We start from the raw sequence: 22,680 nt of genomic DNA, 5'->3' as shown, positions 1-22,680 counted from the left end.
AAAAGATGAAACCTTATTTCAAACAGCCCCGTAATAGGGAGTGTAGGCATTACACTATTACTCTTAACAGAAAGCTAGGTGACCACATGTTATCCGTACAAAATGTCCATAAAAAGATGGGAAAAGCAACGGTATTGACAAATGTCAGTTTTGACGTTGTTCCAGGAGAAATTTTCGGATTCCTCGGACCAAACGGCGCCGGGAAGACGACAACTATTCGAATCATCACAGGTCTCATGCCTGCGACGCACGGGACCGTGACAGTCGATGGGTATGACGTGGCGAACAACCGCCAAGAAGCGCTCAGCCGAATCGGGGCCATCGTCGAGAATCCTGCATTCTATCCGTACATGACGGGCCGGGAAAACTTGATTCATGCGATGAACTTGATTCCGAACTTGAAAAAAGTCGACTTGAACGCACTCGGTGCCCTCGTCGGACTCGACGGAAAACTCGATATGAAAGTCAAACAGTACTCACTCGGGATGAAACAGCGCCTCGGGATTGCCCGTGCCTTGTTACATAACCCAAAAGTGCTCATCTTAGACGAGCCTACGAACGGTCTTGACCCAGCCGGGATCGCCGACCTTCGGAATTACTTACGCCACCTTGCGGACCACCGCGGAATCGCCATCCTTATCTCGAGCCATTTATTGAGCGAGATGGAATTGATCACCGACCGTTTCGCAATCATTGACCAAGGACAAATCAAGTCAGTGGAAGACGGACAGACGAAGGCTGACAGTGTCATCCTCTGTAAAGTTGCCAAGGAGCAGATGAACGAGGCGCTTGACGTCGCAGCACTCGCCTTCGATGATGTGAAAATCGTCCAGCAGTCTGCCGAGTCGTTTATCGTACCGCGTCAAGAGACGGACATTCCGGTCTTACTGAAACAATTAATCGAGCGCGATATCGCCGTCTATCAAATTGGTATGAAACACGAGTCGCTCGAAGAACAATTCTTGAAATTGACGAAAAAAGAAGGAGGTACGAACAATGCGTTCATTACTCAGCAATGAATGGATGAAATGGCGTCGTACGATTAAACCATACGTCGCCCTAGGCGTGTATACGGCAATCATCCTCATCGTATACGCTGTATTGGCCAGTGGTGAAGGGACACCGGAAGCGGCATCGTTCTTTGAATTCTCAACGATGGGTGCCATCGCTTTCTTGAGTATCTTTACGATTGTCTTTACGGCCGAGATGGTCGGGAACGAATTGAAATTTGATACGTTGAAACACCTGTTGATGAGCCCGTACTCTCGCGACCGCATCTTGTTGTCAAAACTTGTCATGGCCGTCCTCGTCATGTTGCTCCAATTCGTCTTTATCTTAGTCGTCGCGTTCGGGTTCTCACTCACGTTAGACGGCTCTGTCACATGGGATGTCGTCCGTCCGATCCTCATCAGTGTGAGCGGACCGATCTTCATCATCTTCTTGACGCTCATGTTCTCGGTCGTCTTCAAGTCGGTCGGCGTCGTCATCGGTTTCACGGTACTCGCAAACTTCGCCTCAAGTATCATCGGCGGTCTTCTCGTCGCTTGGAAACCTGAGCTTGCGAAATGGATTGTCTTCTTGCATACAGACCTTTCAATCTATGACGTCAACCCAGAGTTTATGAAAGCGATGGACGCTACGATGGGCTTCTCGATTTTCTATGTCGCCCTTCATATCATCGCCTTCTATCTCATCACGGCATTTATGTTCCGCAGTAAAACGTTCGCTGAATAAGCATACTTCAAATGAAAAAGTGGTACCTCTTTGCTATAGGCGTTTTATAGTAAGGAGGTATTTCTATGTCTAAGACGGCATTACTCATTATTGATTTGTTCAATGATTTTGATTTTGAAGGTGGCGACATGCTACGTAAACATACGGAAGCGATTGTTGAACCGATTCTCGAGCTTAAAAAGCATTTTAAAGAGTTGGACTTGCCCGTCATTTATTGTAATGATAACTTCGGACAATGGAAAGATAGCACGGAAGACATCATTGAGTATGTAAAAGCTTCTAAGGGTGAACATATTGCCTCGCAAATCGAACCGGAAGATGAAGAGTATTTTATTATAAAACCAAGGCACTCCACTTTCTTTGGAACCCAGTTAGATATTTTACTTCGTCAGTTAAACGTGACGAAATTGATTTTAACTGGAGTCGCGACGGATATTTGTATCCTCTTTTCTGCCAATGATGCATATATGCGTGACTATGATATATATGTACCTCGTGATTGTGTGGCGGCAGAAACATCAAAACGTCACGAAAGTGCCTTGACGATTATCGATGAAGCACTGGGAATTGAAATATCTCCTGTGTCTGAATATATGAGTCACATTCAAAAGTGATTTATAGTAATCAGCGTGGTCACAAAATCCCAACATTTAGAACGCTTTCAAGCTCTTCTTTTAAGCTATTCTTAAGTTATAACTGTCAGTAAAGGGTGTGATATTTTGTACCTAACAATCGGATTAGCCTTGCTCGTCTGTTTGCTTGCAATGATTTTCACTATTATGGTCGGGCTCGGGAAAGACCGCTCCACGTACAGCCAAAAGAAGAGCTGGTCGATGGTATCTTGGCTCTACATCATCTTGCTCCCTGTCTCGTTCATCGGACTTGGTCTTCTCTACTATTTCATTACGAAGTAACGTAAAAAATCACGACGTCAGAAAATAGGCGTCGTGATTTTTTCATGAGATTAAGTCGCTCCAAATTTTGATGGTACTCGCTAAGATGAGTAGCGCTAAAATCCATTGGAGTGCTTTCGTATTCATATTCTTCCCGACATTCGCCCCGATCGGTGCGGCAATCAGGCTCGCAATAATCATAATGATGGCCGGACCCCAGACAATTTGATCGGTGATGATCTTACCGAACGTCGAGCCAATCGACGAGATGAAGGTGATGGCGAGAGAACTCGCAATCGCCATCTTCGTCGGGATGCGTAAGACGACAAGCATGATCGGCATGAGAATGAAGGCTCCCGCTGCCCCGACGATTCCTGCGGCGATTCCTACAATGAAGGCAGAGCTTGCCGCAATCACTTTGTTGAACCGGACTTGGTCGAGTGGCATATCGTCCACTTGTGGCTTCGGCAAGAACATCATGATTGTGGCAATCGTTGCGAGTACGGCATAGACGACATTGATCATCACTTCCGAAAGAATCGTCGATCCGTATCCACCGATGAAGCTACCAATTAATACCGACACCCCCATGTAAAGAATCAACTGCTTGTTTAAGTATCCACCTTTACGATAAGCATAAATCCCGCCGATTGTCGCAAAGAACACTTGAATCGCACTGATTCCGGATACTTCATGCGCGCTGAAAGCCGCGAACCCTAGAATCGGTGGAATGTATAGCAACATCGGATACTTGATGATCGATCCACCAATCCCGACCATCCCAGAAATGAACGACCCGATAAATCCAATTAGAAAGATTGTAATGATAAACCCGAACTCCATATAGACTCCTCCATTTGCTCTCGTCTTCTCTACTTATTCAATCGATTCCCAGGCCATCATCCCGCCTGATACGTCATAGATTTCCGTATAGCCGGCATCCTGTAATTGACTAGCAGCCTGGGCACTTCGGTTACCGCTCCGACAGATCACATAGATTGGTTCGTCTTTCGGATAAGGCAGTTGATTTGCATCTAATGAAGAAAGTGATGCGTTCACCGCCCCTTCGATATGCCCCCCCTCGTATTCAGACGATTCTCGTACGTCAAGGAGTGTTATTTCTTCGTTTTCCAATTTGTTTTGTAGAGTTTTAACGTCAATTCTCGTAATTTCATCCTTTTCTGATGTGATTACAAAGATAAAAATCGCCATTAAAGCCAAAACTCCGACAAATAAGGAAATTCTCTTCATGTTTTACCCTCCAATTCTTTTCACTTGCGCTCATTATACCTTAGGGGGTATATTAAAGCCAACGAAACATTCTCGTTGCCAAAAACCTTAACCATGAAAAGGAGATCACAGACTCATGAAGACGATTACGACTACTGAATTAGAAGCGTTACTTCAAGCAGACGACTCACTCAACCTCATCGATGTGCGAGAGGTAGACGAATATGCTGGAGGTCACATCAAACAAGCGAAGAACGTACCACTTTCTGAATTCGGGGCAAAAGTCGATGAGCTCGATCGCTCTAAACCGATTCACGTCATTTGCGCAGCCGGCGGACGCAGCATGAACGCATCTGCCTATCTCGATTCACTCGGATTCGATGTCACGAACGTCGACGGTGGGATGATGAGCTGGCAAGGCGAAGTCGAATAAACGATTACATCCATAGGGGGAAATTGATATGCTATTACGTTATTTTTATGATGAAAAATTAGCACAAGCTTCATATATGGTCGGTTGCCAAATGACGGGAGAAGCCATCGTCATCGACCCGGCCCGTAACATCGAACCTTATCTTCAAGAAGCGAAAAAAGAAGGTATGAACATCGTCGCAACGGCAGAGACGCATATCCATGCGGACTTTGTATCGGGATCACTCGAACTCGCGAAGCGCACAGGTTCGAAAGCCTACCTATCAGACGAAGGTGATGCTTCTTGGAAGTATGCATTCGCGAAAGAAATTGACGCACAGCTCGTCAAAGAAGGCGACACGTTCAAAATCGGAAACGTGACACTTGAAGTCATGCACACACCGGGTCACACACCGGAACATATCTCGTTCCTCCTTTATGACCGGAACCAGACACAACCGATGGGGATCTTCACAGGAGACTTCGTCTTCGTCGGGGATATCGGTCGCCCTGACCTTCTCGAAGAAGCGGCCGGTGTGAAAGGAACGACGGCAATCGGCGCGGAACAAATGTTTGATTCACTCAAAAAGTTCATGGCGCTTCCTGACTTCGTTCAAGTCTGGCCAGGACACGGTGCAGGTAGTGCTTGCGGGAAAGCGCTCGGCGCGATTCCAACATCGACGGTCGGTTACGAGAAAGCGACGAACTGGGCGCTTCAAATGACGGATAAAGATGCCTTCATCAAAGAGTTGACGACGGATCAACCCGAACCACCGAACTACTTTGCCATGATGAAAAAAGTGAACAAAGAAGGTATCCAAGTGACGACGGAAGTCGCTCGTCCTGAAGTCATCGGGTCGGACCGTCTCGATACACTCGTCGAAGAGACGCAAGTCGTCGACACGCGTAAAGGAGAAGACTTTGCGAACGGACACGTACCAGGGACAATCAACATCCCGTACAACAACAAGTTCGTCTCGTGGGCTGGCTGGCTCGTCAACTTCGACAAAGACATCACACTTATCGCAAGTGCGGATGACGTCGATCAAGTGCAGACCGACCTTCAATCAATCGGTCTCGATCGCCTTCGCTTCATCGTCCCAGTCGAAGAGCTCGACGCATCACTTTTGACGGAAACGTATACGGACGTGACGGCAGAAGAAGCAATCGAAGCTGCTGAAAAAGGTGACGTCTTCGTCCTCGACGTTCGAAACGCGACAGAATGGAACGCGAGCCATTACGAAAAGGCAGAGCGCATCTTGCTCGGTAAGCTCGCAAGTGACCACGAAGGTCTTCCGACAGATCGAACGATTGCGGTGCATTGTGCGTCAGGCGTCCGCTCACGCATGGCGGCAAGTGTCCTTCAATCGCTCGGCTACAAAGATATCCACAATATCCTCGGTGGCTATGGCGCGATGAAAACTGTCTTGAACGCTCAACAAATCAAGTAATGCTATACTGACTATGAATATGGCGCCCGCTTCGAGAGGGGCGCCTTTTGTTTAGGAGGGAAAGACGTGGTCGCCATCGGTCCACTCAACATTCGTTTCGATTTACTCATCTTTTTACTAAGCCTTGCCGTCCTTTACGGCATCTTCCGCTTTCTCGGGTTGTCGAGTAAACAGCGTGAAGCCGTCATCGGGACATGGTTCTATGGTTTTCTTGCCTGGAAAGGAAGTGCCATCGTCATCGGTCTGTTGACGACACGTGACCTATCGCTCGCTCTTTACGCCACAGGAGGCGTATGGTCTCAATGGATTGCAGCTGCTGTCGTCCTTTGGTTCGTCTATCGACTCGACCGGAACCTTTTAGGGTATTGGGTGCTGAGCGGACTCCTCATTTGGTTCGGAATGACACTCGCGGTTCCAGTATACGGGACGATTTTGAACCTTTCCGACCAGCCGATTCATCTATGGAGCGCCATGCTCATTTTTCTGCTACTCGGAACGACGTGGCGCTGGATGCATGAACCGACTCGTGGAAACATTCTTTGGACAGTATGCGGTGCATCCGCCATCTGGCTATTTAAGTCATATGCGGTCGGACAGATTCAATGGTGGATAATTGTCATCGCCCTCGTTCTCTTCGGATTGACGGTCTATCTCGCCCGCCCTTCAAAGAAAGTGATTCAAATTAGTGTCGGAGTCCTGGTCGTTCTCGCGGTCGTGAATGCTGTCCTGCCAGAGAAAGCGACACAATCTGTCACGACAGAGACGGCGTCAACCGGTTTGAACATCGGGCAAATTCCCCCTTCGTTCGAATTACAGCGAACTGATGGGAGTACATTCGACTTAACTTCACTAAGTGGTCAGCGCGTCGTCGTCAACTTTTGGGCGTCCTGGTGCCCGCCTTGTCGGGCGGAGATGCCGGATATGGCGGCGTTCGCGAAAGAGCGAGATGACGTGACCATCGTCGCCGTCAACACGACGACGAGTGAACGCGACCCCGCCGATGCCGTCTCGTTCGTCGAACCGTATGAAGACGCATTTACCGTCGTCTATGACCGTGACGGCCAAGTTGGAGATGCGTATCGGATTCAGGCGATGCCGACGACGTATGTGCTCGATGAATCGGGTGTGATCATCGCGAAGCAATTTGGTGCCATCGACAAGAATTGGCTCGACGGCCAATTGAATTGAACATGACAAAACCGCCGACAAAGAGTTGTCGGCGGTTTATCTTATTGCTTCAAATAGCCTTGTGCTTTCAAAAAGTCTTTGACGTCAAGCCGTGTCGATTTCGACAACATGCGCCCCATTTGACCAGTCCACGTATCTTTACGCGGGTTCGAGCCACGGACCATATAGTAATCGTGGATCAACGCATCGTAATCGGAAAGGGACTGCTTCATCCGTTCTGGATTCGCTTCATACATATTTTCATGGTAGACATGTTGGAACGGTAAGCGTGGTTTTTGATCCTCGACTGAGGCCGGTACACCGACGGCCATCCCGAAGAGCGGAATGACCCGTTCCGGCAATACGAGCACTTCTTTCACCGCAAAGAGGTCGTTCCGAATGCCACCGATATAACAAATTCCGAGCCCCATCGACTCTGCCGCCACTGCTGCATTTTGAGAGGCAAGTGCAGCGTCGATCACCGCGACAAGCAACTTTTCATCAGTCTCAAGTGTTGAGGACACTTCTGTTTCTTGCAGTTCACCAATCACTTCATGGCGGTGCAAATCCGCACAAAAAACGAAGAAGTGACCGTTCTCGACGACATAGGACTGGTTGCCCGCAATCTCGGCAAGTCGTTTCTTCTTCGCTTCATCGGTCACCCCGATGATGGAGTAGGCTTGGATAAAGCTAGACGTCGATGCCCGTTGTGCGCTCTCGACGATGGTCTGGATTTGTTTGTCTGTCAATTTCTCGTCCGTAAAATCGCGGACGGAACGGTGGTTCAATAAAGTCTCAATCACTTCGTTCATACGTTCTTCCCCCTTTTTTTCAATCTTGGCATAAGCTCTCTGAATCCACAAATGAGAGGAATCCATCGAGCACATTTTGAGGGAGGACGCTCACATCTCGTCTTCTTATGCTATCATTATAAGCTACATAGTAAATACGATAGTGTAACTTCGAATAAGGAGCGAGATAGATGAAAAGAATACCATTTTACATTCCATTTCTGCTTGGGGTGCTGCTCCTCTCCGGTTGTACGGATGCCGATGTGAGCGTCCCGACATCGACGTCAACTGAGCAAACAGTTGAAGAGGAACCTGTACAAGAGGAACAAACCACCGAGATCCCTGAATCTGAAGGCGATCTTTTTGAAGGCTATACGAAGATCGAGGTCGATGGCGGCGATCAGTCCGGCACACGTGAAGCGAATGTCGTCGTCGATATCGGCTTCGGCGATCGTGAGTATTGGGCGTTCACGAACGAACATGGTCAACTGGTTCGTGTGATTGCCGACGAAATCACGCTTCAAGACGATGAAACCGAAGACGTTAATTCTTCAGGACGCTATTATGCAGACGAGGCAAAAGTTCCGGGTGTCGAAGACCCGAACCTCGACGAAGGCCATATCATCGCCGATTCACTTGGCGGTGTCTCGAACGCCTATAACATCACGCCACAAAACAGCGCACTCAACCGTTACGGCGACCAGGCATTCATGGAAGATGTCATCCGGAAGGCTGGCGGGGCGAAAGACTTCGAAGCCATCATCACCTATCCGAACACGACGACTCAGATTCCTTCCCGCTACCAATACACGTATACCGTACGGGGCAATACGGTCACCGATACGTATGATAACGTGGATCCGGAGGAAGTGAACGAATCGCTCGGATTGACGGATGATTCCCCTCCTGCAGTGACGACGGAGCCGGTCGAGGAACGTGAATTATCCGATATCGACCTTGACGGAAATGGACAAGTGACGATCAAAGAAGCCAAAAATGCCGGATTCGAGATGCCGATTACGCGTGACCATTGGTTGTACCAGTATATGGACGACCGAGACGGTGACGGGATGGTTGGGGAATAACTATTAGGAGAGATGATATGCATAAAATTGGATTTATAGGTGTTTTCTTTACTTTGTTCTCGCTTTTTTTGATAGAGGTTATATCGTATAGCAACGGGATAACAGAAGCGCCAAATCCTTTACTAGAACGTACACTTGTTTATATTGTTCTAATGGGACTTCTATCTGGTGTCTTGATTCTCATTGACTCTATTATTTATTTTAACAAAAGTAGGCGATAATTCTCCCTCCTCTAAGCGTCTCGGGGCGTAGCCCAGCGTAGGTGGGAGATGAATCGTCCGGTCCAAACATCTTTTCCCCTTGTGACAGATAGGACGAACAAAAGTTCGTGATTCCGTCAGATTTTCCATCCCCCTTCGCGGGTATCGGATGAGGAAGATACATCACGATCTGCTGGAGGGAGGAGGGACGGACATGCTGAAAGGCTACAAATACAGGCTCCACCCGACGCCGGCACAGGCCGAGTTCCTCATCAAGACGATTGGCTGCGCCCGGTTCATCTACAACAAGCTGCTCGAGGACCGCATCGCCATCCGCGAGGAGGCGAAGGCGGGGGACGGGACGAGACGGAAACCGGCGACACCCGCATCCTACAAGCCCCTGTTCCCGTTCCTCGCCGAGGCGGACAGCCTCGCGCTCGCGAACGCGAAGCTGAACCTCGACACCGCGTTCGCGAAGTTCTTCGCCGGGACGGGCGGCTTCCCGGCCTTCAAATCGAGACGGCGGTCGCGCGCTTCCTACATGACGAACAACCAACATGGCACGATCCGCATCGAGGCGGGCAAGGTTCGGCTGCCGAAGGCCGGGTTCGTGCGGTTCACCCAACATCGTCCGTTCGAGGGCGTCATCCGGTCGGCGACTGTGTCGATGACCAAGACAGGCAAGTTCTTTGTCTCCCTGCTCGTCGAACAGGACGATGAACCATGGATCCCAGCCGAGAACAAGGTCGGGATCGATCTCGGTCTAAAACACTTCGCCGTCATGACGAACGATGCGATGGTCTCGGAGAAGATCGACAACCCTCGCTTTCTCCGACAATCCGAAGCGAAGGTCAAGAAGGCACAGCGGGCGCTGTCGCGAAAGAAGATTGGGAGCAAGAATCGTGAAAAAGCCAAATTACTTTTAGCTAAAAAACACGAAAAGATTGCCAACCAACGCAAAGATTTCCTTCACAAACTGTCGAAACGAATCGTTGACGAGAACCAAGTCATCGTCGTGGAGACATTGACATCGAAGGACATGATGAAGAACCACAAGGTCGCGAAGTCCATCGGGGATGTCAGTTGGCACGAGTTCGTCCGGCAACTCGAATACAAATGCAAGTTCTACGGACGGACGCTCATCAAGGCCGACCAATGGTTCGCATCGACGCAAATCTGTTCCACTTGCGGAGTAAAGGGCGAGAAGAAAGCGATGGATGTCCGTGAATGGACGTGTGCCTGTGGCGCGCATCATGACCGTGACATCAACGCGAGCATCAACCTGTTGATGTTGGCCGACTGACAACCATTCAGGGCAGGGACTGCCCGACGAGCTTGGTCCATAACCGTGGCTGGTAAGAGCACGGTCTTCCCAAGAAGCTCCCACTTCAATTTGCGAAGCAAATAAGTGGTGAGTAGTTCACAAGACGCTAAATACAAATAAGTGTAGCTCATGGCTAGTCATTTGGCTGAATGTGTTTATGGTAACTGCATTCTACAGATGATTGTCGCCATGGGCTTTTTTGTGTTCACTTTGATATTTCCTTTCATCATACAAAAAACCGCGGTGTAAGACCGCGGTTACGTGTTTAGTTCGACATTTGATTCAAAAATGGTGCGAGATCGATGTTCAACTCTTTCGAGAGACGCTCTCCGAGTTCACGGTCCGCACGATAGAAGTTGCAGATCAAGAGGAGAACGGTCTTCTCGTGACGAACTTTTTTGATATGCGCCACGAGGTTACGAACGAGCGCATCCTTCTCTTCCTGAGAATAGCGACGATACACCTCTCCAGCTTGTCCGAAGTCGTTCGTCTTCTCAATCTTCTGACGACCCGTTACGCCTGTGATCGGTTGCGGCGTCTCGATATAGTCCGCATTTGGCTTCGGCGCGTCTTCGTAACGGTTCGGCTCGTAGTTGACCGGGCTCGTCTGTTGCTTGAACGGCATCGCCCCGTCACGCTGGTTGTTCGCGACTTGAGCGAACGGGCAGTTGATCGGGAGTTGGAGATAGTTCGGTCCGATGCGGTAACGCTGCGTATCCGAATACGAGAAAAGTCGTCCTTGGAGCATCTTGTCTTCTGACGGCTGGATCCCTGGTACGAGGACGCCTGGGTTGAAACCGACCGACTCAGTCTCGGCGAAGAAGTTATCGACATTTTTGTTGAGGGTCATCGTTCCAACCAATTGATACGGGATGACATCTTCGAACCAATCTTTCGTCGCATCAAGCGGGTCGAAGTCAAAGTTGTCCATGTCCGCTGGGTCGAGAATCTGTACATATAGATCCCATTCCGGATAGTCTCCATTTTCAATGGCGTTGAACAGATCACGTGTCGCATGGTTGAAGTCTTCTGCTTGGATTTTCGCCGCTTCTTCCATCGACAAGTTTTGAATCCCTTGCTTCGGTACCCAGCGCATCTTTATGTACACCGTGTTGCCGAATTCATTCACCCACTTGAAGGAATGGACGGATGACCCGCGCATGTGGCGATACGATGCCGGAATGCCTTCGTCACTAAAGAGATGCACGAGCATGTTCGTTGATTCAGGTGTGAGCGACATGAAGTCGAAGAAGCGGTCCGGGTCTTGAAGGTTCGTTTGTGGGTCCGGCTTGAGCGAGTGAATCACGTCCGGGAATTTAATCGCGTCACGGATGAAGAAGACCGGTAAGTTGTTTCCGACGAAATCATAGTTCCCTTCTTCTGTGTAAAACTTGACGGCGAAACCGCGTGGGTCACGAAGCGTCTCAGGTGAACCTAATCCGTGGATGACGGTCGAGAAGCGCGCAAACACAGGCGTCTCTTGCCCTTCTTCTTGCAAGAATGCGGCTTTCGTATAGCGTTTCATACTATTTTTTACAGTGAAGACACCATGCGCCCCTGCGCCTCTCGCGTGAACGACACGTTCTGGTACTCGTTCACGATCGAAATGCGCTAATTTCTCAATTAGTTGGTAGTCTTCGAGAAGCGTCGGGCCCCGACGACCCGCAGTGATGGAGTTGGCGTTATCCCCGATTGGTACGCCTTGGTTAGTAGTTAGTTGACGGTGTTGATCCATATGATTGCCTCCCATTATTTATAATCATTACAATCTTGATATTAATTAAAGATTAGAATGATTACAAATAAAAAGCTCGTGAATCACGAACTTTTTTTCATATGTCTCTTTTGTTTGGATTTTTCACGTTGATGGAGCGTCACGACGAAAAATGCTGCCAAGATACCGCCTAGGGACCCCGCGATGATGTCGACCATCGTATCGTCATTCCCGTTCCCTTGCATCGTCGTGTTCAGGACGACGTCAGATGTGAATTCATACATTTCCCAAAGTGCCGCCCCAGCCATGGAAAAGACGACAATGTATACGAACAAAAATCGTTTCGGGATCTCGGTCCGAATGTCATCATCGAGCCTACTGAAGAAGTCGAATCCAAGGAATGCGAGAAAAATTCCGCTTAAGAGATGAAGGAACGTGTCCCACCAACCATTCCCGTATAGTCCGACAATCGAGCCTAAATACTGGGAGGCAAACAAGAACAGGATATACGCCACCTTCATCTTGCCGTCAAGTTCTGTTTTAAACGTCTTTTCAATGAAGAACGGGATGAGCCCGGAAATGATTCCGGCCCCCGCCACACTCGCATCGAACCATAATTCTTCAATGATAGATGTGACGAGTATGATCGCCATGAACAAGACGAATCCAAATTCGAGGATACGTCCTTTCGTGAGCTTCATAATGCTTCGCCTTCTTTCTAGTTTGTTCTCTATATGCTCTATTCCCAACTCTCAATCGTGTTCAACCACACAATTGAATTTAGTTGGACTCTCTTGCCATTCACGAACATACGTTCTATAATTAATATTATGAATTCGAGGAGGAACTTGCTATGCCGATCAATCCGTATCTCAACTTTAATGGGAATTGTCGAGACGCCGTAATCTTTTATGCCGATGTGTTCAACCACGCCGCTCCAGACATCATGACGTTCGGTGACCAACCTGGTCCAGACGGTCAACCGGTGCCGAGTGAAATGGCTAATCTCGTGCTGCATACCCGACTATCGATTCACGGCTCATCGCTCATGTTTTCTGATGCGATGCCTGACGGACCGGTCACATTCGGGGACAATGTCACGCTCGCTGTCGTCACAGACGACCTCGAGGCCATCCATCGTGAGTTCGAGGCGCTCTCTGTGAACGGACGTGTCTTGATGCCGCTTCAAGAGACGTTTTGGAGCAAGGCGTACGGCATGCTCGAAGACCAGTTCGGCGTCCAGTGGCAGTTCAGCCACGAAGCATGATCATCCAAAAGATCTTATTCACATTCTCTTATGATGAGGTCTTTTATTCTTTTCAAGATTAGCTTCCCCACAGAGAATACTTTCAAGGAGATGAACTAAACTAATGAAAGAAGAGAATCCTGAACAATTAAATATTCCTATTTGGGCATATGAAGCAATCGAAATAGAAGATGCCAATGTGCAATGGAAAGCTCAAGGTCTACGTGAAACAAGAGAGTTGTCCGACTTACTTTCAAAGTTTGATATTAAAGGAGCAGAACATATAGGTAGTACAGCGGTTCCCGGTCTACCTGCAAAACCAATTATAGATGTGATGATTCGTATCGAATCGTTTGACATAATGAATGCGATTGTTGATACTTTAACCGCATACGGTTGGCACTATGTACCACCAGAATTGGATGGAAAGCCCTGGCGCAGATTTTTTGTGAAAGTGAAAAATGATAAACGAGTTGCTCATTTGCATCTCATGAAAGGCACAGAAAAACGGTGGGAAGAACAGATTGAATTTCGAGACAAGTTACGGGAATCTCCTTTACTCGCGAAGGAGTACGGGCTTCTAAAAAAGCAATTAGCAACTGAATTTCGTGAGGACAGAGAAAAATATACTGAAGCTAAAGCTGAATTTATAAATCGGGCATTAAACTCCTGATATAGAGGAAGACCCCATCGCTAATCTACGATGAGGTCTTCCTTATTTTTGGGCTACGAAGAAGATGCGCTCCGCATCCGCTCCTGGTGCACGTTCGGTGAAATCTGATGTGACCGATTTGACGTGGAATCCGGCACCAATCAACCATTGCATATACTGCCCTGGTTCATATGTCCGTTGTTCATGCGTCTCCTCGATCCGTTCATACGTCCCATCTTCAAGCGCGACGAAGAATGTTAAGTCATGAACGACCGACAGCGGAGCTTCTCCCGGGTCGGCAAACCAAATATATGAGCAATCTTCTCCGTTTGACGCATACGTCTTTTGGTTGAAGAGCGTCTGCATCTTGTTCGGAGCATGGACATCAAAGATGAACAAGCCGCCTGGTTTGAGTTGATTGTAGACAGATTCAAACGTATCAATCACGTCCGCCTCGTCTCGCAAATAGCAAAGGGAGTCGCAGAGAATCGTCACCGCATCGACCGGTTCCGGTAACTCCAACTCACGCATATCTTGTTCCCAAAGCGGCAACTCGATTTCGACCTCGAGCGCCTTTTCTTGTGCGACTTCGAGCATTGACTCGGATAAGTCGATCCCCATGACATCGTAATGTTCAGCGAGGCGAATCGTCGCCGACCCGGTCCCGCACCCGACATCCGCGAGTGTCGCGCCATCTTGGACGTGACGCCGCACGAAAGCGACCCACTCATCATACGGCGCGTCTTTCATCAACTCGTCGTATACATAGGCGAATCCTTCGTAAGCCATTAGCCGACTTCCACTTCGACGTGTGGCGCGTCAGCCCACAATTTCTCTAGGTTGTAGTAATCACGGTCATCACGATGGAAGATGTGGACGACGACGTTCTCGAGGTCAGCGAGGACCCAACGTGCCGTGTCCATTCCTTCGAACTTGTGGAGTGGTAAGCCGTTTTCGCCAGCAACGTCTTTGATTTCACGTGCGATCGCTTCGACTTGCTTCTCCGAGTTCCCGTGACAGATAACGAAGTAATCCGCGATTGGCGAAATCCCTTCCATGTCGAGTACAACGATTTCCTCGGCACGTTTATCGTCAGCCGCTTTAACAATCAATTCTAATTCTTCTCTTGCAGTCATATTGACCCTCCTAAGGTATATTCACAAAATCGTTATACGTTTCAATCGTCAGTGGAAAAATACGCACCGACTTCTTCAATAAAAATTCAATCGTTTGTTTCAGTGTCGCGACAACCGCCGCTTCGAGCGAACGCTCCACTTCTGCCCGCAACCGGTCGACGCCGGGATAATCCCGATTCGGTTCGATGGCATCAGCCACGAATAGAATTTGGTCGAGCCGAGACATCCCGGGCTCTCCCGTCGTATGATTTCGAATCGCCGAGAGCACCGCGTCATCCAGGTCGTATTGACGGGAAAGTAGAATCGCACCGACCGGCGCATGAAGTAGTTCGTCCCCGTACTCAAGTAGATTCGGGTCTAACCCTTCTTCCACGACGACTCGACGCATTTCTTCGACGTCAAAGTACTTCGCATAATCATGAAGCATCGCAGCAATACGAGCATGTTCGACCTCTTCACCGAATTGAACCGCCATGCGTTCCGCCGTCTCGACGACACCGAGCGTATGGATATAGCGTTTTTCTGGCAGCGTCTGTTTAATCAACTCGTGCGCTTCTTCAAACGTCATACAACTTATGCTCCTTCACATACTCCTCGACTGGCGTCGGGACAAGATATTTGATGGATTTGCCTCGTTTCGCCCGTTCCCGGATGTCCGTCGATGAGATTTCGAGTTGCGGCATGTCAATCGCGCGGACGTCTGCCTTCTCCGGAATCAAATAACGTGTCCCCGGCCGTGCGACCGCACCGAACGTGACAAGACGGATGAGCGTCTCATAGTCATACCAGGATTCGAGCGAAACGAGTGAATCGGCACCAATCAAAAAGTAGAATTCATCATTCGGATACTGTTCGATCAGCCGTTTCATCGTCTCGACCGTATAAGACGGCTCACTCCGTTCAAACTCAATCAAGTTCAACTTGAAGTCGGACTGATTTTGTATGGCGCGTCGCGTCATCTCGATTCGGTGGTCTGCCGAGCTGAACCCGACCTTATGAGGTGGAATCGCAGCCGGCAGGAACCACACCTCATCAAGTTCAAGCTGTTCACGCGCTTGTTCCGCGATTAACAGATGTCCGAGATGCGGCGGGTCGAACGTTCCGCCCATCAAGCCGATCCGGCTCATGGGAGTTTGATTTGGCGATTTTCTTTCTCGGTCGCCTCTTTGTACAAGACGATGACTTTTCCAATCACTTGAACGACTTCAGCCTGTGTGCCTTCAGCTAACTCGCCAGCGACATCTTTCGGCGTGTCCATGCAGTTTTGAAGTACTTGGACCTTAATCAATTCACGTTTTTCGAGTGCGTCCGCGATATCTTTACACATCGCTTCGCTGACTCCATTTTTCCCAACTTGATAGATCGGTGAAAGATGGTGCGCTTCTGCGCGTAAAAAGCGTTTTTGTTTACCTGATAACATAGTATATTATTCCTCCAATAATCCTTCGATTAACTTTTTCCCAACGGTTTCGTCCGGTTTCACGCCCGTCCATTTCTCGAACGAGAGCGCGCCCTGCCCGACGAACATGGCTACACCTGTCACAACTTTGGCTCCGCGACGTTTCGCTTCTTGAAGCATCGGGGTGACAAGTGGACGATATATGATATCACAAATGACCGTGTTTTGTCGTAATCCTTCTAATGAAAGTGGTGTCGATCTCTCGTCCATCCCGACAGAAGTGGTCTGAATGATGACATCATATCGAGAGACGTCCATCTCATCGAACGTCGTGTAGACGACTCCGAACGTGTCGGCGAGCGCTTTTGCCCGTTCCATTGTTCGATTGACAATCGTCACGTCACGCGTCGGGAGAGCTTGGACAATCCCACGAGCCGCTCCTCCGGCACCGACAATCAGGACACGCCCTGTAAAGTCTGTGTATGGCATCAGCGCTTGGACAAGACCTGCCCCGTCCGTATTCGTCCCGATAAGTCGCCCGTCTCGTTTATACACCGTATTGACGGCTCCAGCATGTTTCGCCGCTTCGTCAAGGTCATCGAGATACCGAACGACCACCTCTTTATAGGGAATCGTGACATTGAATCCATCCCAGTCCCCTTCTCGCATTGCCGCAAATAAGGCTGGGAGTTGATCTGGTGTGGCATCGATGGCCTCATAACGCCCGAAAAGCCCAGACGCCCTCAACCACTGCTCGTGCAGTTGGGGAGAGAGCGAATGAGCAATCGGGTGACCGATGACGGCCAGATTCATACGAGCGCCTCGCGAAGTGTGACTGCGACGCCTTTTGGAGCCCATGCTGCGATACGACCACCTTTTCCGTGAATCGCGACCCAACCGAGACCACTGAACACGATATCCGTTTTCACGCCGTCTCGTAAGCTAAACTCATGACGGACGAGTGGCGGTAAGATTTCGAGTGTCTTCTCATTCGGCGGGTTGAGCATCTTCCCAATATGTTGGTCATAGAGCTCATCGGCACGTTCGAGTTTCGTACGGTGTGCTTTCAATTCATTCGACATATAAATGACGAACGATCGCTTATTTCCTTCAAGATAATCTAAACGTGCCAATCCGCCGAAATAGAGCGTCTGTTGCGGATTCAACTGGAACACGTGCGGCTTGATTTCTTTCTTCGGTGTGATCGTCTTCAAATCTTTCGCATCGACATAGTGTGCCATTTGATGACGGTTGATGATTCCTGGTGTGTCGTACAAGTTCGCATCATCGTCGAGCGGAATGTCGATCAAGTCAAGCGTCGTTCCCGGGAAATGACTGACGGTGATGATGGCTTCATCCTCTTCACCGAAACGTTTGATCACCTGGTTGATGAGTGTCGACTTCCCGACATTCGTACAACCGACGACAAAGACGTCTTTGCCTTTGCGGTAGTACTCAATCTTTTCAGCGAGTTCATCGATGCCATGTCCTTTTTTCGCACTGATCAAATGAACGTCGATTGGGTTCAAGCCGAGTTCTTTTGCCTCTGCCTTCATCCAGTTCGCCATCCGGTTCGGGTTGACCGACTTCGGTAACAAGTCGACCTTGTTTCCGACTAACAATACCGGATTCGACCCGACTGAGCGTTGAAGACCCGGAAGCCAACTGCCATTGAAGTCGAAAATGTCGACGATTTTTATGACGAGTGCTTCTTTTGAACTGATACCATTCAAGATGCGCAAGAAGTCATCATCTGATAACTCCACATCTTGAACTTGGTTATAGTGCTTCAATTTGAAGCAACGTTGGCAAATGACAATCTCACGGTCAAGTGCCGATTTCGGTGCATAGCCGACCCCGTTCGGGTCTTCCGTTTGGATGGCTACGCCGCACCCAGCGCAATATCGTTTTGTTTCTTCCATAGTTATACTTACTGCCGTTCAGGTTTCCCCTTCTTCATTCACCGTAGCACCTCGCTGCTACTCCTGAAGCGTTAATTCCGACGCCTTGCTCGCCGTACATGGGCAGCCTCCTTCTTCCTGTGCGTTCGAGGTCTTATTCATCTTTTTTATGTGAATCTTCGGAACGTGGATGCATGGCCTCACCGATTTTTTCAGCGACCGCGACTTTTGCCCGTTGTGCGTCAACGGCAAGTTCTTCCACTTTTTTCGTGATCAATACATACTTCCCACGACGCTTCATATGGGCGAAGACCACTTTTTCGAGCATCCGGTTAAATTTCGTGACGAGTCCGTCCGTTTTGACGACCGGTTGCACATGAATGACATGAATGCCCGCCATGTTTGCCCCGAGAACGTCTGTGAACAGCTGGTCCCCTAAGAAGATGGCTTCCTTCGGCGAGTACCCATATTTCGAGAGTGCCGCTTTAAATCCAGATGGTAATGGTTTTCTAGCACGAGCGACATAATGAAGGCCGAGCGGCTCCGTAAATGTTCGTACACGATTCTCGTTATTATTTGATACGACAATCACATCGAAACCGTATGATTTCACTTTTTCAAGCCACATCAATAAAAGCTCTGGCGCATGTGGGACGTCCCACGCCACGAGTGTATTATCAAGGTCCGTCAAAATGACGCGCACCCCACGGTCTTTCAATTCTTGTAGGTCGATGTCAAACACAGACGCGACGAACTGTTTCGGATAAAGTCGATTAAACACGTAAAATTCCTCCAATTAGCTAAACGATTCAACTACTTATACAAGTATTGATATCCCTTCTATGGTAAACGAAAACCGACCAAACGACTAGTCTATCGTTCGGTCGGAAGAAAATTGACACAAAATTAGTTGGATTTGATTGTCCCGATGACTTCACCGAGTCGAACCGGACCGATCTTTTCACGGTCCATTTGAATCGTATCCTTCTCAAAACAAAGAACGACGGTCGAACCGAACGAGAAGTATCCCACCTCTTCTCCTTTGCCCGCCTGGTTTCCTTCGAGCGTCCACTCAATCGTGTTGACGTTCAAGGCACCGACCATGATATGTTCGTACGTTCCGGCTGGGCTGTCAAAGCGCGTCACGCGACGGTAGTTGCGTGAGAGCGGTCGAACCGTCTCCGTCAGTCCGATTTCATTCACCGGTGCCGAACGGTCCCCGAGCTCATAGTGACTGAGCACACGACCAGAGAGCGGTGTGTGGACGCGGTGATAATCGCGCGGACTGAGGTAGAGAACGACGACTGTCCCACCTGCATAACGTCTTGCTTCTTGTTGAGAACCGAGTAACTCCGCAAGCGTATACGACTGACCTTTCACCTCGAAACGACTGTCTTCTGAAATCGATTCGATGACCGATAGCTTTCCATCACACGGTGATACGAGAGTATCAGACGACTCATCAATCGTACGTGCTCCAGGCTTCAAGTGACGGGTAAAGAACGCATGCAATGATGGATAGGCAGCAAGCGGTTGCTCTGCCTCTTCTACCGCAATGTCATATACTTTTGCAAACGATGGAATCAAGTGACGACTCACATCTGATTCTGCGAAACGCTTGAGGCGTGTGGCGATCCAAGGCGAGGCGTTCAGCTCAAATAACGTTTGGTAGAAACGACGCTTCATTCCTCTTTGGCCTCCTCATTTTTAAAGAACGTCTCATATTGTTGTTCAGAGACCGCTCCTTCAATGCGACCGACCTCTTTTCCATCTTCAAATCGGATGATAGTCGGCGTACCTTCAATCCCATACGTCGTCCATACGTTATGGTCAGCCAAGTTGATGGAGACCGCATCATATTCTTCGATGAGGGGTTCGACATAAGGCTTCACTTGCTCACAGTATTCGCAGCCCGTTTGCCAGAAGTAAGCGACGACTTCACCATCTTGGTCTAATTGTTGTTGCAATTCATCTGCTGTGACGGCGTTGACACCATCGTCAGTATTGTTTCCATTTAAAAAGTACAACAAACCGATTCCGATAACGATAATCGCACCGATGATGGCGAACGTGATAAAGTTCGCGCGTTTTTCAGGGTTTTTCATATGCATGATCCTCCTCTATGTTGGATAAAGAAAAAAGACTGACTCATGCACGAGTCAGTTTGATTGTAGACGGCTTACTTCTCTTGTGCAACGTCGCTGATTCCCATGTCTTGATTCAAGACATCGAGAAGTGCAACGAAGATTGTGATGGCCACGCCAAATCCTGTCGCGAGCATCGCGTTGAACTCTACGCCATCAACGGCAGAAATGATAAATACCGCTGTATTCGAGAGCACAATCGCCCAGATCAATGTCACTAAATAACGCATTGAACGTCCCCTCCATCTCACAGATGATTCGTAAAAATTCATACGACATTAGTATAGCATTGTTCGAATAGAATATGCGACTTCGATTGTATATTCTTTCCGTCGAATCGAAAAATGTGATACGGTCGTAGAAACATCATTGTGAAGAAAAGAGGATGACTGATGTCACGTTATTTAATCGCAGTCGATTTAGATGGAACGTTATTAAGAGATGATAAAACCATCAGCGAACGAAACCTCCGCGCTCTTCAAGCAGCGCGTGAAGCTGGTCATGAAGTCATGATCGCCACAGGACGTCCAAAGCGCCATTCAATCATGTACTATGAGCAAATGGGATTGACGACACCACTCGTCAACTTCAACGGTGCGCTCGTACATCACCCGAAAGATGCGAATTATGCGGTGACACACCGACCGATTCCGCTCAAGACCGCCCATAACATCATTGAAGAAGTAGCGGATACGAAGGCACACAATATCGTTGTCGAAGTGACGGACCACGTGTACTTCCAAAAGGACCCGCAAGAGTTCTATAGTCCATATGCAGAACGTGCGCTCAGCGTCACATCAGGTAACTTGTTGACGCATTTGCAGGACGAGCCGACGTCCTTATTGATTCATGCGACAAAAGATCACGTCGCGCACGTCCGCTCCCAACTCGATGACATTCATGCGGAGGCGGTATTGAACCGTCAGTGGCGTATGCCCGAACATATGATTGAAGTCATGAGCAAAAACACATCGAAGGCACTTGGGCTTCAAGAGGTCTCGAAGCACTTGAACATTGACCGGAAGCACATTATCGCCTTCGGTGACGAAGAGAACGACCTCGAGATGCTCGACTATGTCGGTACCGGTGTCGCGATGGGGAACGCCATCGACCAATTGAAGAATGTAGCCAACGAAGTGACGGCTTCAAATATGGATGACGGGATTGCCCTCTTCTTAGAAGAGCGACTTGGCATTAAGGCATAACGAAAGCACCGACTTAGAAAAGTCGGTGCTTTTTGTGATTCATTCATGTTTAGCGACGGAACGTCCCTTCGACGTCCTCTGTCGGCAAGATATTGATCCAAACCGATGGGTCTGCATCTTTACAGATTCGCGTAATCTCACGCACTTCGTGTCGTTGCGCAACCATCATGAGCGTCGCCTTCTCGACTTTCGAGTACGTCCCGATTGCCGGCATGAGCGTGATCCCGCGGAACACGTGTTGATGTAGTTCCTTTGTCACCTCGTCCGGGTGATTCGTCACGATGAAGAGCGTTTGACGCTGTGTATTCGTGTAAATCTCATCGATGACTTTTGACGTCACATACAAGAAGACGATCGTATAAAGCGCTGTCGGCCATCCGAACAAGGCACCTGCTGCGAGGGCGATCATCATGTTCATCAAGAAGAGATAGACCCCGACCGAGTTGTTCGTGAATTTCGCGAGAATCAATGCGACGATGTCAAAGCCACCTGTCGAGGCTCCGTACCGGATCGTGATGCCCGAACCGATTGCCAAAAGCACACCGCCGAATACGGCGTTCAAGAGCGGATCGTCCGAGAGAAGCTGCGATTGCGGAAGCAAACGAATGAACAACGTGACCGAGGCGACACTGACCAGCGTATGGATCATCATGTTCCGCCCGAGCATAAAATAACTGACGACGAGCAGTGGTGCGTTCAGAATAAAGAACCAGAGTCCTTCCCCTAGTTCAAGCGGTGTACCCTCTAACAATTTCGTCAAGATTTGGGCAAGACCCGTAAATCCTGTCGAATAGACGCCAGCTGGAATTAAAAATAATGTCATGGATAAGGCAACGAACAATCCTCCGATGATCGAGACAACCCCGATTCGTGTATGTTCTTTAACGGCTTCCGTCAAGCTTCAACTCCCCTTTCTCAAAATAGCTAAGAATCAAGATAACATAGATTATTCATGCTGCATACAGCAAATATGCAGGAAATCCGATAAGTTTTTCAC

29 protein-coding genes are annotated in these 22,680 nt (G+C 48.9%); 12 read left to right on the top strand and 17 right to left on the bottom strand.

The annotated features are described in order from the left end of the window. Positions 1-86 precede the first annotated feature (86 nt). The 4 genes from BV910_RS04390 (at position 87) to BV910_RS04375 (ending at position 2,648) form a co-directional block, all read left to right on the top strand. Positions 87-1,019: an ABC transporter ATP-binding protein gene (locus BV910_RS04390; protein WP_074037619.1), complete on the top strand. Its 933-nt coding sequence runs from the start codon at positions 87-89 to the stop codon at positions 1,017-1,019. After that, complete coding sequence (locus BV910_RS04385; protein ID WP_047795575.1) at positions 997-1,734, top strand: ABC transporter permease; 738 nt, start codon at positions 997-999, stop codon at positions 1,732-1,734. Before BV910_RS04390 ends, BV910_RS04385 begins: the two co-directional genes overlap by 23 nt. 65 nt (positions 1,735-1,799) lie before the next feature. Then, positions 1,800-2,348: a cysteine hydrolase family protein gene (locus BV910_RS04380; RefSeq protein ID WP_015881013.1), complete on the top strand. Its 549-nt coding sequence runs from the start codon at positions 1,800-1,802 to the stop codon at positions 2,346-2,348. Between the two features lie 105 nt (positions 2,349-2,453). Then, the gene (locus BV910_RS04375) at positions 2,454-2,648 is read left to right on the top strand and encodes a hypothetical protein (RefSeq protein ID WP_074032694.1); all 195 of its coding nucleotides are present in this window, start codon (positions 2,454-2,456) and stop codon (positions 2,646-2,648) included. 42 nt (positions 2,649-2,690) lie between these two features. Here the strand turns inward: BV910_RS04375 and BV910_RS04370 are convergent, their stop codons facing one another. Both BV910_RS04370 and BV910_RS04365 read right to left on the bottom strand, forming a co-directional pair. Further along, positions 2,691-3,470 carry a sulfite exporter TauE/SafE family protein gene (locus tag BV910_RS04370; protein ID WP_078146473.1) on the bottom strand — a complete coding sequence of 260 codons (780 nt, stop codon included), beginning with the start codon at positions 3,468-3,470 and terminating at the stop codon, positions 2,691-2,693. Positions 3,471-3,503: 33 nt separating this feature from the next. After that, on the bottom strand, positions 3,504-3,878 hold the full coding sequence (locus BV910_RS04365; RefSeq protein ID WP_240499791.1) for a rhodanese-like domain-containing protein: 375 nt from the start codon (positions 3,876-3,878) through the stop codon (positions 3,504-3,506). Positions 3,879-3,993: 115 nt separating this feature from the next. On the opposite strand from BV910_RS04365, the gene BV910_RS04360 reads away from it, so the two are divergent. The 3 genes from BV910_RS04360 to BV910_RS04350 all read left to right on the top strand — a co-directional run bounded on the left by BV910_RS04360 (position 3,994) and on the right by BV910_RS04350 (position 6,907). Beyond that, positions 3,994-4,290 carry a rhodanese-like domain-containing protein gene (locus BV910_RS04360; RefSeq protein WP_015881009.1) on the top strand — a complete coding sequence of 99 codons (297 nt, stop codon included), beginning with the start codon at positions 3,994-3,996 and terminating at the stop codon, positions 4,288-4,290. Positions 4,291-4,318: 28 nt separating this feature from the next. Further along, complete coding sequence (locus BV910_RS04355) at positions 4,319-5,719, top strand: MBL fold metallo-hydrolase (RefSeq protein ID WP_078146472.1); 1,401 nt, start codon at positions 4,319-4,321, stop codon at positions 5,717-5,719. A 66-nt stretch (positions 5,720-5,785) separates the two neighbouring features. Then, positions 5,786-6,907, top strand: coding sequence for a TlpA family protein disulfide reductase (locus BV910_RS04350; protein WP_078146471.1), 1,122 nt, complete (start codon positions 5,786-5,788; stop codon positions 6,905-6,907). Positions 6,908-6,948: 41 nt separating this feature from the next. Here the strand turns inward: BV910_RS04350 and nfsA are convergent, their stop codons facing one another. Beyond that, on the bottom strand, positions 6,949-7,698 hold the full coding sequence (gene nfsA, locus BV910_RS04345; protein ID WP_078146470.1) for an oxygen-insensitive NADPH nitroreductase: 750 nt from the start codon (positions 7,696-7,698) through the stop codon (positions 6,949-6,951). Between the two features lie 170 nt (positions 7,699-7,868). Here nfsA and BV910_RS04340 point away from each other — a divergent pair, with 170 nt between their 5' ends. Next, positions 7,869-8,762 carry a DNA/RNA non-specific endonuclease gene (locus tag BV910_RS04340; RefSeq protein ID WP_078146469.1) on the top strand — a complete coding sequence of 298 codons (894 nt, stop codon included), beginning with the start codon at positions 7,869-7,871 and terminating at the stop codon, positions 8,760-8,762. Positions 8,763-9,176: 414 nt separating this feature from the next. Then, entirely contained in the window at positions 9,177-10,265 is a 1,089-nt protein-coding gene (gene tnpB / locus BV910_RS04330) for an IS200/IS605 family element RNA-guided endonuclease TnpB (protein WP_078146467.1), read from the top strand. Positions 10,266-10,551: 286 nt separating this feature from the next. Here tnpB and BV910_RS04325 read toward each other — a convergent pair whose 3' ends face one another. Both BV910_RS04325 and BV910_RS04320 read right to left on the bottom strand, forming a co-directional pair. Further along, positions 10,552-12,021 carry a catalase gene (locus BV910_RS04325; RefSeq protein ID WP_078146466.1) on the bottom strand — a complete coding sequence of 490 codons (1,470 nt, stop codon included), beginning with the start codon at positions 12,019-12,021 and terminating at the stop codon, positions 10,552-10,554. A gap of 83 nt (positions 12,022-12,104) precedes the next feature. Continuing rightward, positions 12,105-12,701: a DUF2238 domain-containing protein gene (locus BV910_RS04320; protein WP_078146465.1), complete on the bottom strand. Its 597-nt coding sequence runs from the start codon at positions 12,699-12,701 to the stop codon at positions 12,105-12,107. A gap of 152 nt (positions 12,702-12,853) precedes the next feature. Here BV910_RS04320 and BV910_RS04315 point away from each other — a divergent pair, with 152 nt between their 5' ends. Beyond that, positions 12,854-13,267: a VOC family protein gene (locus tag BV910_RS04315; RefSeq protein WP_078146464.1), complete on the top strand. Its 414-nt coding sequence runs from the start codon at positions 12,854-12,856 to the stop codon at positions 13,265-13,267. A gap of 103 nt (positions 13,268-13,370) precedes the next feature. Further along, positions 13,371-13,919, top strand: coding sequence for a GrpB family protein (locus BV910_RS04310; RefSeq protein WP_078146463.1), 549 nt, complete (start codon positions 13,371-13,373; stop codon positions 13,917-13,919). A 42-nt stretch (positions 13,920-13,961) separates the two neighbouring features. Here BV910_RS04310 and BV910_RS04305 read toward each other — a convergent pair whose 3' ends face one another. From BV910_RS04305 to BV910_RS04255, 11 genes are all read right to left on the bottom strand, one after another. After that, a complete protein-coding gene (locus BV910_RS04305) occupies positions 13,962-14,687 on the bottom strand; it encodes a class I SAM-dependent DNA methyltransferase (protein WP_078146462.1) in 726 nt (241 codons plus the stop codon). After that, positions 14,687-15,034, bottom strand: coding sequence for a ribosome silencing factor (rsfS, locus tag BV910_RS04300; RefSeq protein ID WP_015881000.1), 348 nt, complete (start codon positions 15,032-15,034; stop codon positions 14,687-14,689). The genes BV910_RS04305 and rsfS overlap by 1 nt, the downstream gene beginning before the upstream one ends. A 10-nt stretch (positions 15,035-15,044) precedes the next feature. Continuing rightward, positions 15,045-15,602, bottom strand: coding sequence for a bis(5'-nucleosyl)-tetraphosphatase (symmetrical) YqeK (gene yqeK / locus BV910_RS04295; protein ID WP_078146461.1), 558 nt, complete (start codon positions 15,600-15,602; stop codon positions 15,045-15,047). Continuing rightward, positions 15,592-16,161, bottom strand: coding sequence for a nicotinate-nucleotide adenylyltransferase (locus BV910_RS04290; RefSeq protein WP_078146460.1), 570 nt, complete (start codon positions 16,159-16,161; stop codon positions 15,592-15,594). Before BV910_RS04290 ends, yqeK begins: the two co-directional genes overlap by 11 nt. Next, the gene (gene yhbY, locus BV910_RS04285) at positions 16,158-16,454 is read right to left on the bottom strand and encodes a ribosome assembly RNA-binding protein YhbY (RefSeq protein ID WP_015880997.1); all 297 of its coding nucleotides are present in this window, start codon (positions 16,452-16,454) and stop codon (positions 16,158-16,160) included. The genes BV910_RS04290 and yhbY overlap by 4 nt, the downstream gene beginning before the upstream one ends. A 6-nt stretch (positions 16,455-16,460) precedes the next feature. Continuing rightward, positions 16,461-17,246: a shikimate dehydrogenase gene (gene aroE, locus BV910_RS04280; protein WP_078146459.1), complete on the bottom strand. Its 786-nt coding sequence runs from the start codon at positions 17,244-17,246 to the stop codon at positions 16,461-16,463. Further along, entirely contained in the window at positions 17,243-18,355 is a 1,113-nt protein-coding gene (gene yqeH, locus BV910_RS04275; RefSeq protein WP_015880995.1) for a ribosome biogenesis GTPase YqeH, read from the bottom strand. The genes aroE and yqeH overlap by 4 nt, the downstream gene beginning before the upstream one ends. 133 nt (positions 18,356-18,488) lie before the next feature. Beyond that, positions 18,489-19,115 carry a YqeG family HAD IIIA-type phosphatase gene (locus BV910_RS04270; protein ID WP_015880994.1) on the bottom strand — a complete coding sequence of 209 codons (627 nt, stop codon included), beginning with the start codon at positions 19,113-19,115 and terminating at the stop codon, positions 18,489-18,491. A gap of 125 nt (positions 19,116-19,240) precedes the next feature. Further along, the gene (locus BV910_RS04265; RefSeq protein WP_078146458.1) at positions 19,241-20,020 is read right to left on the bottom strand and encodes a phosphatidylserine decarboxylase; all 780 of its coding nucleotides are present in this window, start codon (positions 20,018-20,020) and stop codon (positions 19,241-19,243) included. Continuing rightward, positions 20,017-20,439, bottom strand: coding sequence for a thioredoxin family protein (locus tag BV910_RS04260; protein WP_031421245.1), 423 nt, complete (start codon positions 20,437-20,439; stop codon positions 20,017-20,019). Before BV910_RS04260 ends, BV910_RS04265 begins: the two co-directional genes overlap by 4 nt. Before the next feature lie 74 nt (positions 20,440-20,513). Then, positions 20,514-20,708, bottom strand: a complete 195-nt coding sequence (locus BV910_RS04255) for a YjzD family protein (RefSeq protein ID WP_074032676.1) — start codon at positions 20,706-20,708, stop codon at positions 20,514-20,516. Between the two features lie 162 nt (positions 20,709-20,870). Between BV910_RS04255 and BV910_RS04250 the strand changes: the two genes are divergently transcribed. After that, complete coding sequence (locus BV910_RS04250; protein WP_078146457.1) at positions 20,871-21,683, top strand: Cof-type HAD-IIB family hydrolase; 813 nt, start codon at positions 20,871-20,873, stop codon at positions 21,681-21,683. Positions 21,684-21,732: 49 nt separating this feature from the next. Here BV910_RS04250 and BV910_RS04245 read toward each other — a convergent pair whose 3' ends face one another. Further along, complete coding sequence (locus tag BV910_RS04245) at positions 21,733-22,581, bottom strand: YitT family protein (protein ID WP_031421243.1); 849 nt, start codon at positions 22,579-22,581, stop codon at positions 21,733-21,735. Positions 22,582-22,680: the final 99 nt, after the last annotated feature.

Source organism: Exiguobacterium sp. HVEsp1 (assembly GCF_002009685.1).
Classification (GTDB): domain Bacteria; phylum Bacillota; class Bacilli; order Exiguobacteriales; family Exiguobacteriaceae; genus Exiguobacterium; species Exiguobacterium profundum.
Note: the sequence above shows the minus strand (reverse complement) of the source record. Positions and strands in the feature narration are given on the sequence as shown.

Coding starts and splice junctions, on each gene's coding strand:
- BV910_RS04305 (WP_078146462.1), bottom strand. CDS start 14,687: ATGGCTTACGAAGGATTCGCCTATGTATACGACGAGTTGATGAAAGAC.
- BV910_RS04310 (WP_078146463.1), top strand. CDS start 13,371: ATGAAAGAAGAGAATCCTGAACAATTAAATATTCCTATTTGGGCATAT.
- BV910_RS04290 (WP_078146460.1), bottom strand. CDS start 16,161: ATGAGCCGGATCGGCTTGATGGGCGGAACGTTCGACCCGCCGCATCTC.
- BV910_RS04390 (WP_074037619.1), top strand. CDS start 87: ATGTTATCCGTACAAAATGTCCATAAAAAGATGGGAAAAGCAACGGTA.
- aroE (WP_078146459.1), bottom strand. CDS start 17,246: ATGAATCTGGCCGTCATCGGTCACCCGATTGCTCATTCGCTCTCTCCC.
- tnpB (WP_078146467.1), top strand. CDS start 9,177: ATGCTGAAAGGCTACAAATACAGGCTCCACCCGACGCCGGCACAGGCC.
- BV910_RS04355 (WP_078146472.1), top strand. CDS start 4,319: ATGCTATTACGTTATTTTTATGATGAAAAATTAGCACAAGCTTCATAT.
- BV910_RS04260 (WP_031421245.1), bottom strand. CDS start 20,439: ATGAAAAACCCTGAAAAACGCGCGAACTTTATCACGTTCGCCATCATC.
- BV910_RS04255 (WP_074032676.1), bottom strand. CDS start 20,708: ATGCGTTATTTAGTGACATTGATCTGGGCGATTGTGCTCTCGAATACA.
- BV910_RS04380 (WP_015881013.1), top strand. CDS start 1,800: ATGTCTAAGACGGCATTACTCATTATTGATTTGTTCAATGATTTTGAT.
- BV910_RS04340 (WP_078146469.1), top strand. CDS start 7,869: ATGAAAAGAATACCATTTTACATTCCATTTCTGCTTGGGGTGCTGCTC.
- BV910_RS04360 (WP_015881009.1), top strand. CDS start 3,994: ATGAAGACGATTACGACTACTGAATTAGAAGCGTTACTTCAAGCAGAC.
- BV910_RS04385 (WP_047795575.1), top strand. CDS start 997: ATGCGTTCATTACTCAGCAATGAATGGATGAAATGGCGTCGTACGATT.
- yqeH (WP_015880995.1), bottom strand. CDS start 18,355: ATGGAAGAAACAAAACGATATTGCGCTGGGTGCGGCGTAGCCATCCAA.
- BV910_RS04320 (WP_078146465.1), bottom strand. CDS start 12,701: ATGAAGCTCACGAAAGGACGTATCCTCGAATTTGGATTCGTCTTGTTC.
- BV910_RS04315 (WP_078146464.1), top strand. CDS start 12,854: ATGCCGATCAATCCGTATCTCAACTTTAATGGGAATTGTCGAGACGCC.
- rsfS (WP_015881000.1), bottom strand. CDS start 15,034: ATGACTGCAAGAGAAGAATTAGAATTGATTGTTAAAGCGGCTGACGAT.
- nfsA (WP_078146470.1), bottom strand. CDS start 7,698: ATGAACGAAGTGATTGAGACTTTATTGAACCACCGTTCCGTCCGCGAT.
- BV910_RS04325 (WP_078146466.1), bottom strand. CDS start 12,021: ATGGATCAACACCGTCAACTAACTACTAACCAAGGCGTACCAATCGGG.
- yqeK (WP_078146461.1), bottom strand. CDS start 15,602: ATGACGTTTGAAGAAGCGCACGAGTTGATTAAACAGACGCTGCCAGAA.
- BV910_RS04250 (WP_078146457.1), top strand. CDS start 20,871: ATGTCACGTTATTTAATCGCAGTCGATTTAGATGGAACGTTATTAAGA.
- BV910_RS04365 (WP_240499791.1), bottom strand. CDS start 3,878: ATGAAGAGAATTTCCTTATTTGTCGGAGTTTTGGCTTTAATGGCGATT.
- BV910_RS04265 (WP_078146458.1), bottom strand. CDS start 20,020: ATGAAGCGTCGTTTCTACCAAACGTTATTTGAGCTGAACGCCTCGCCT.
- BV910_RS04370 (WP_078146473.1), bottom strand. CDS start 3,470: ATGGAGTTCGGGTTTATCATTACAATCTTTCTAATTGGATTTATCGGG.
- yhbY (WP_015880997.1), bottom strand. CDS start 16,454: ATGTTATCAGGTAAACAAAAACGCTTTTTACGCGCAGAAGCGCACCAT.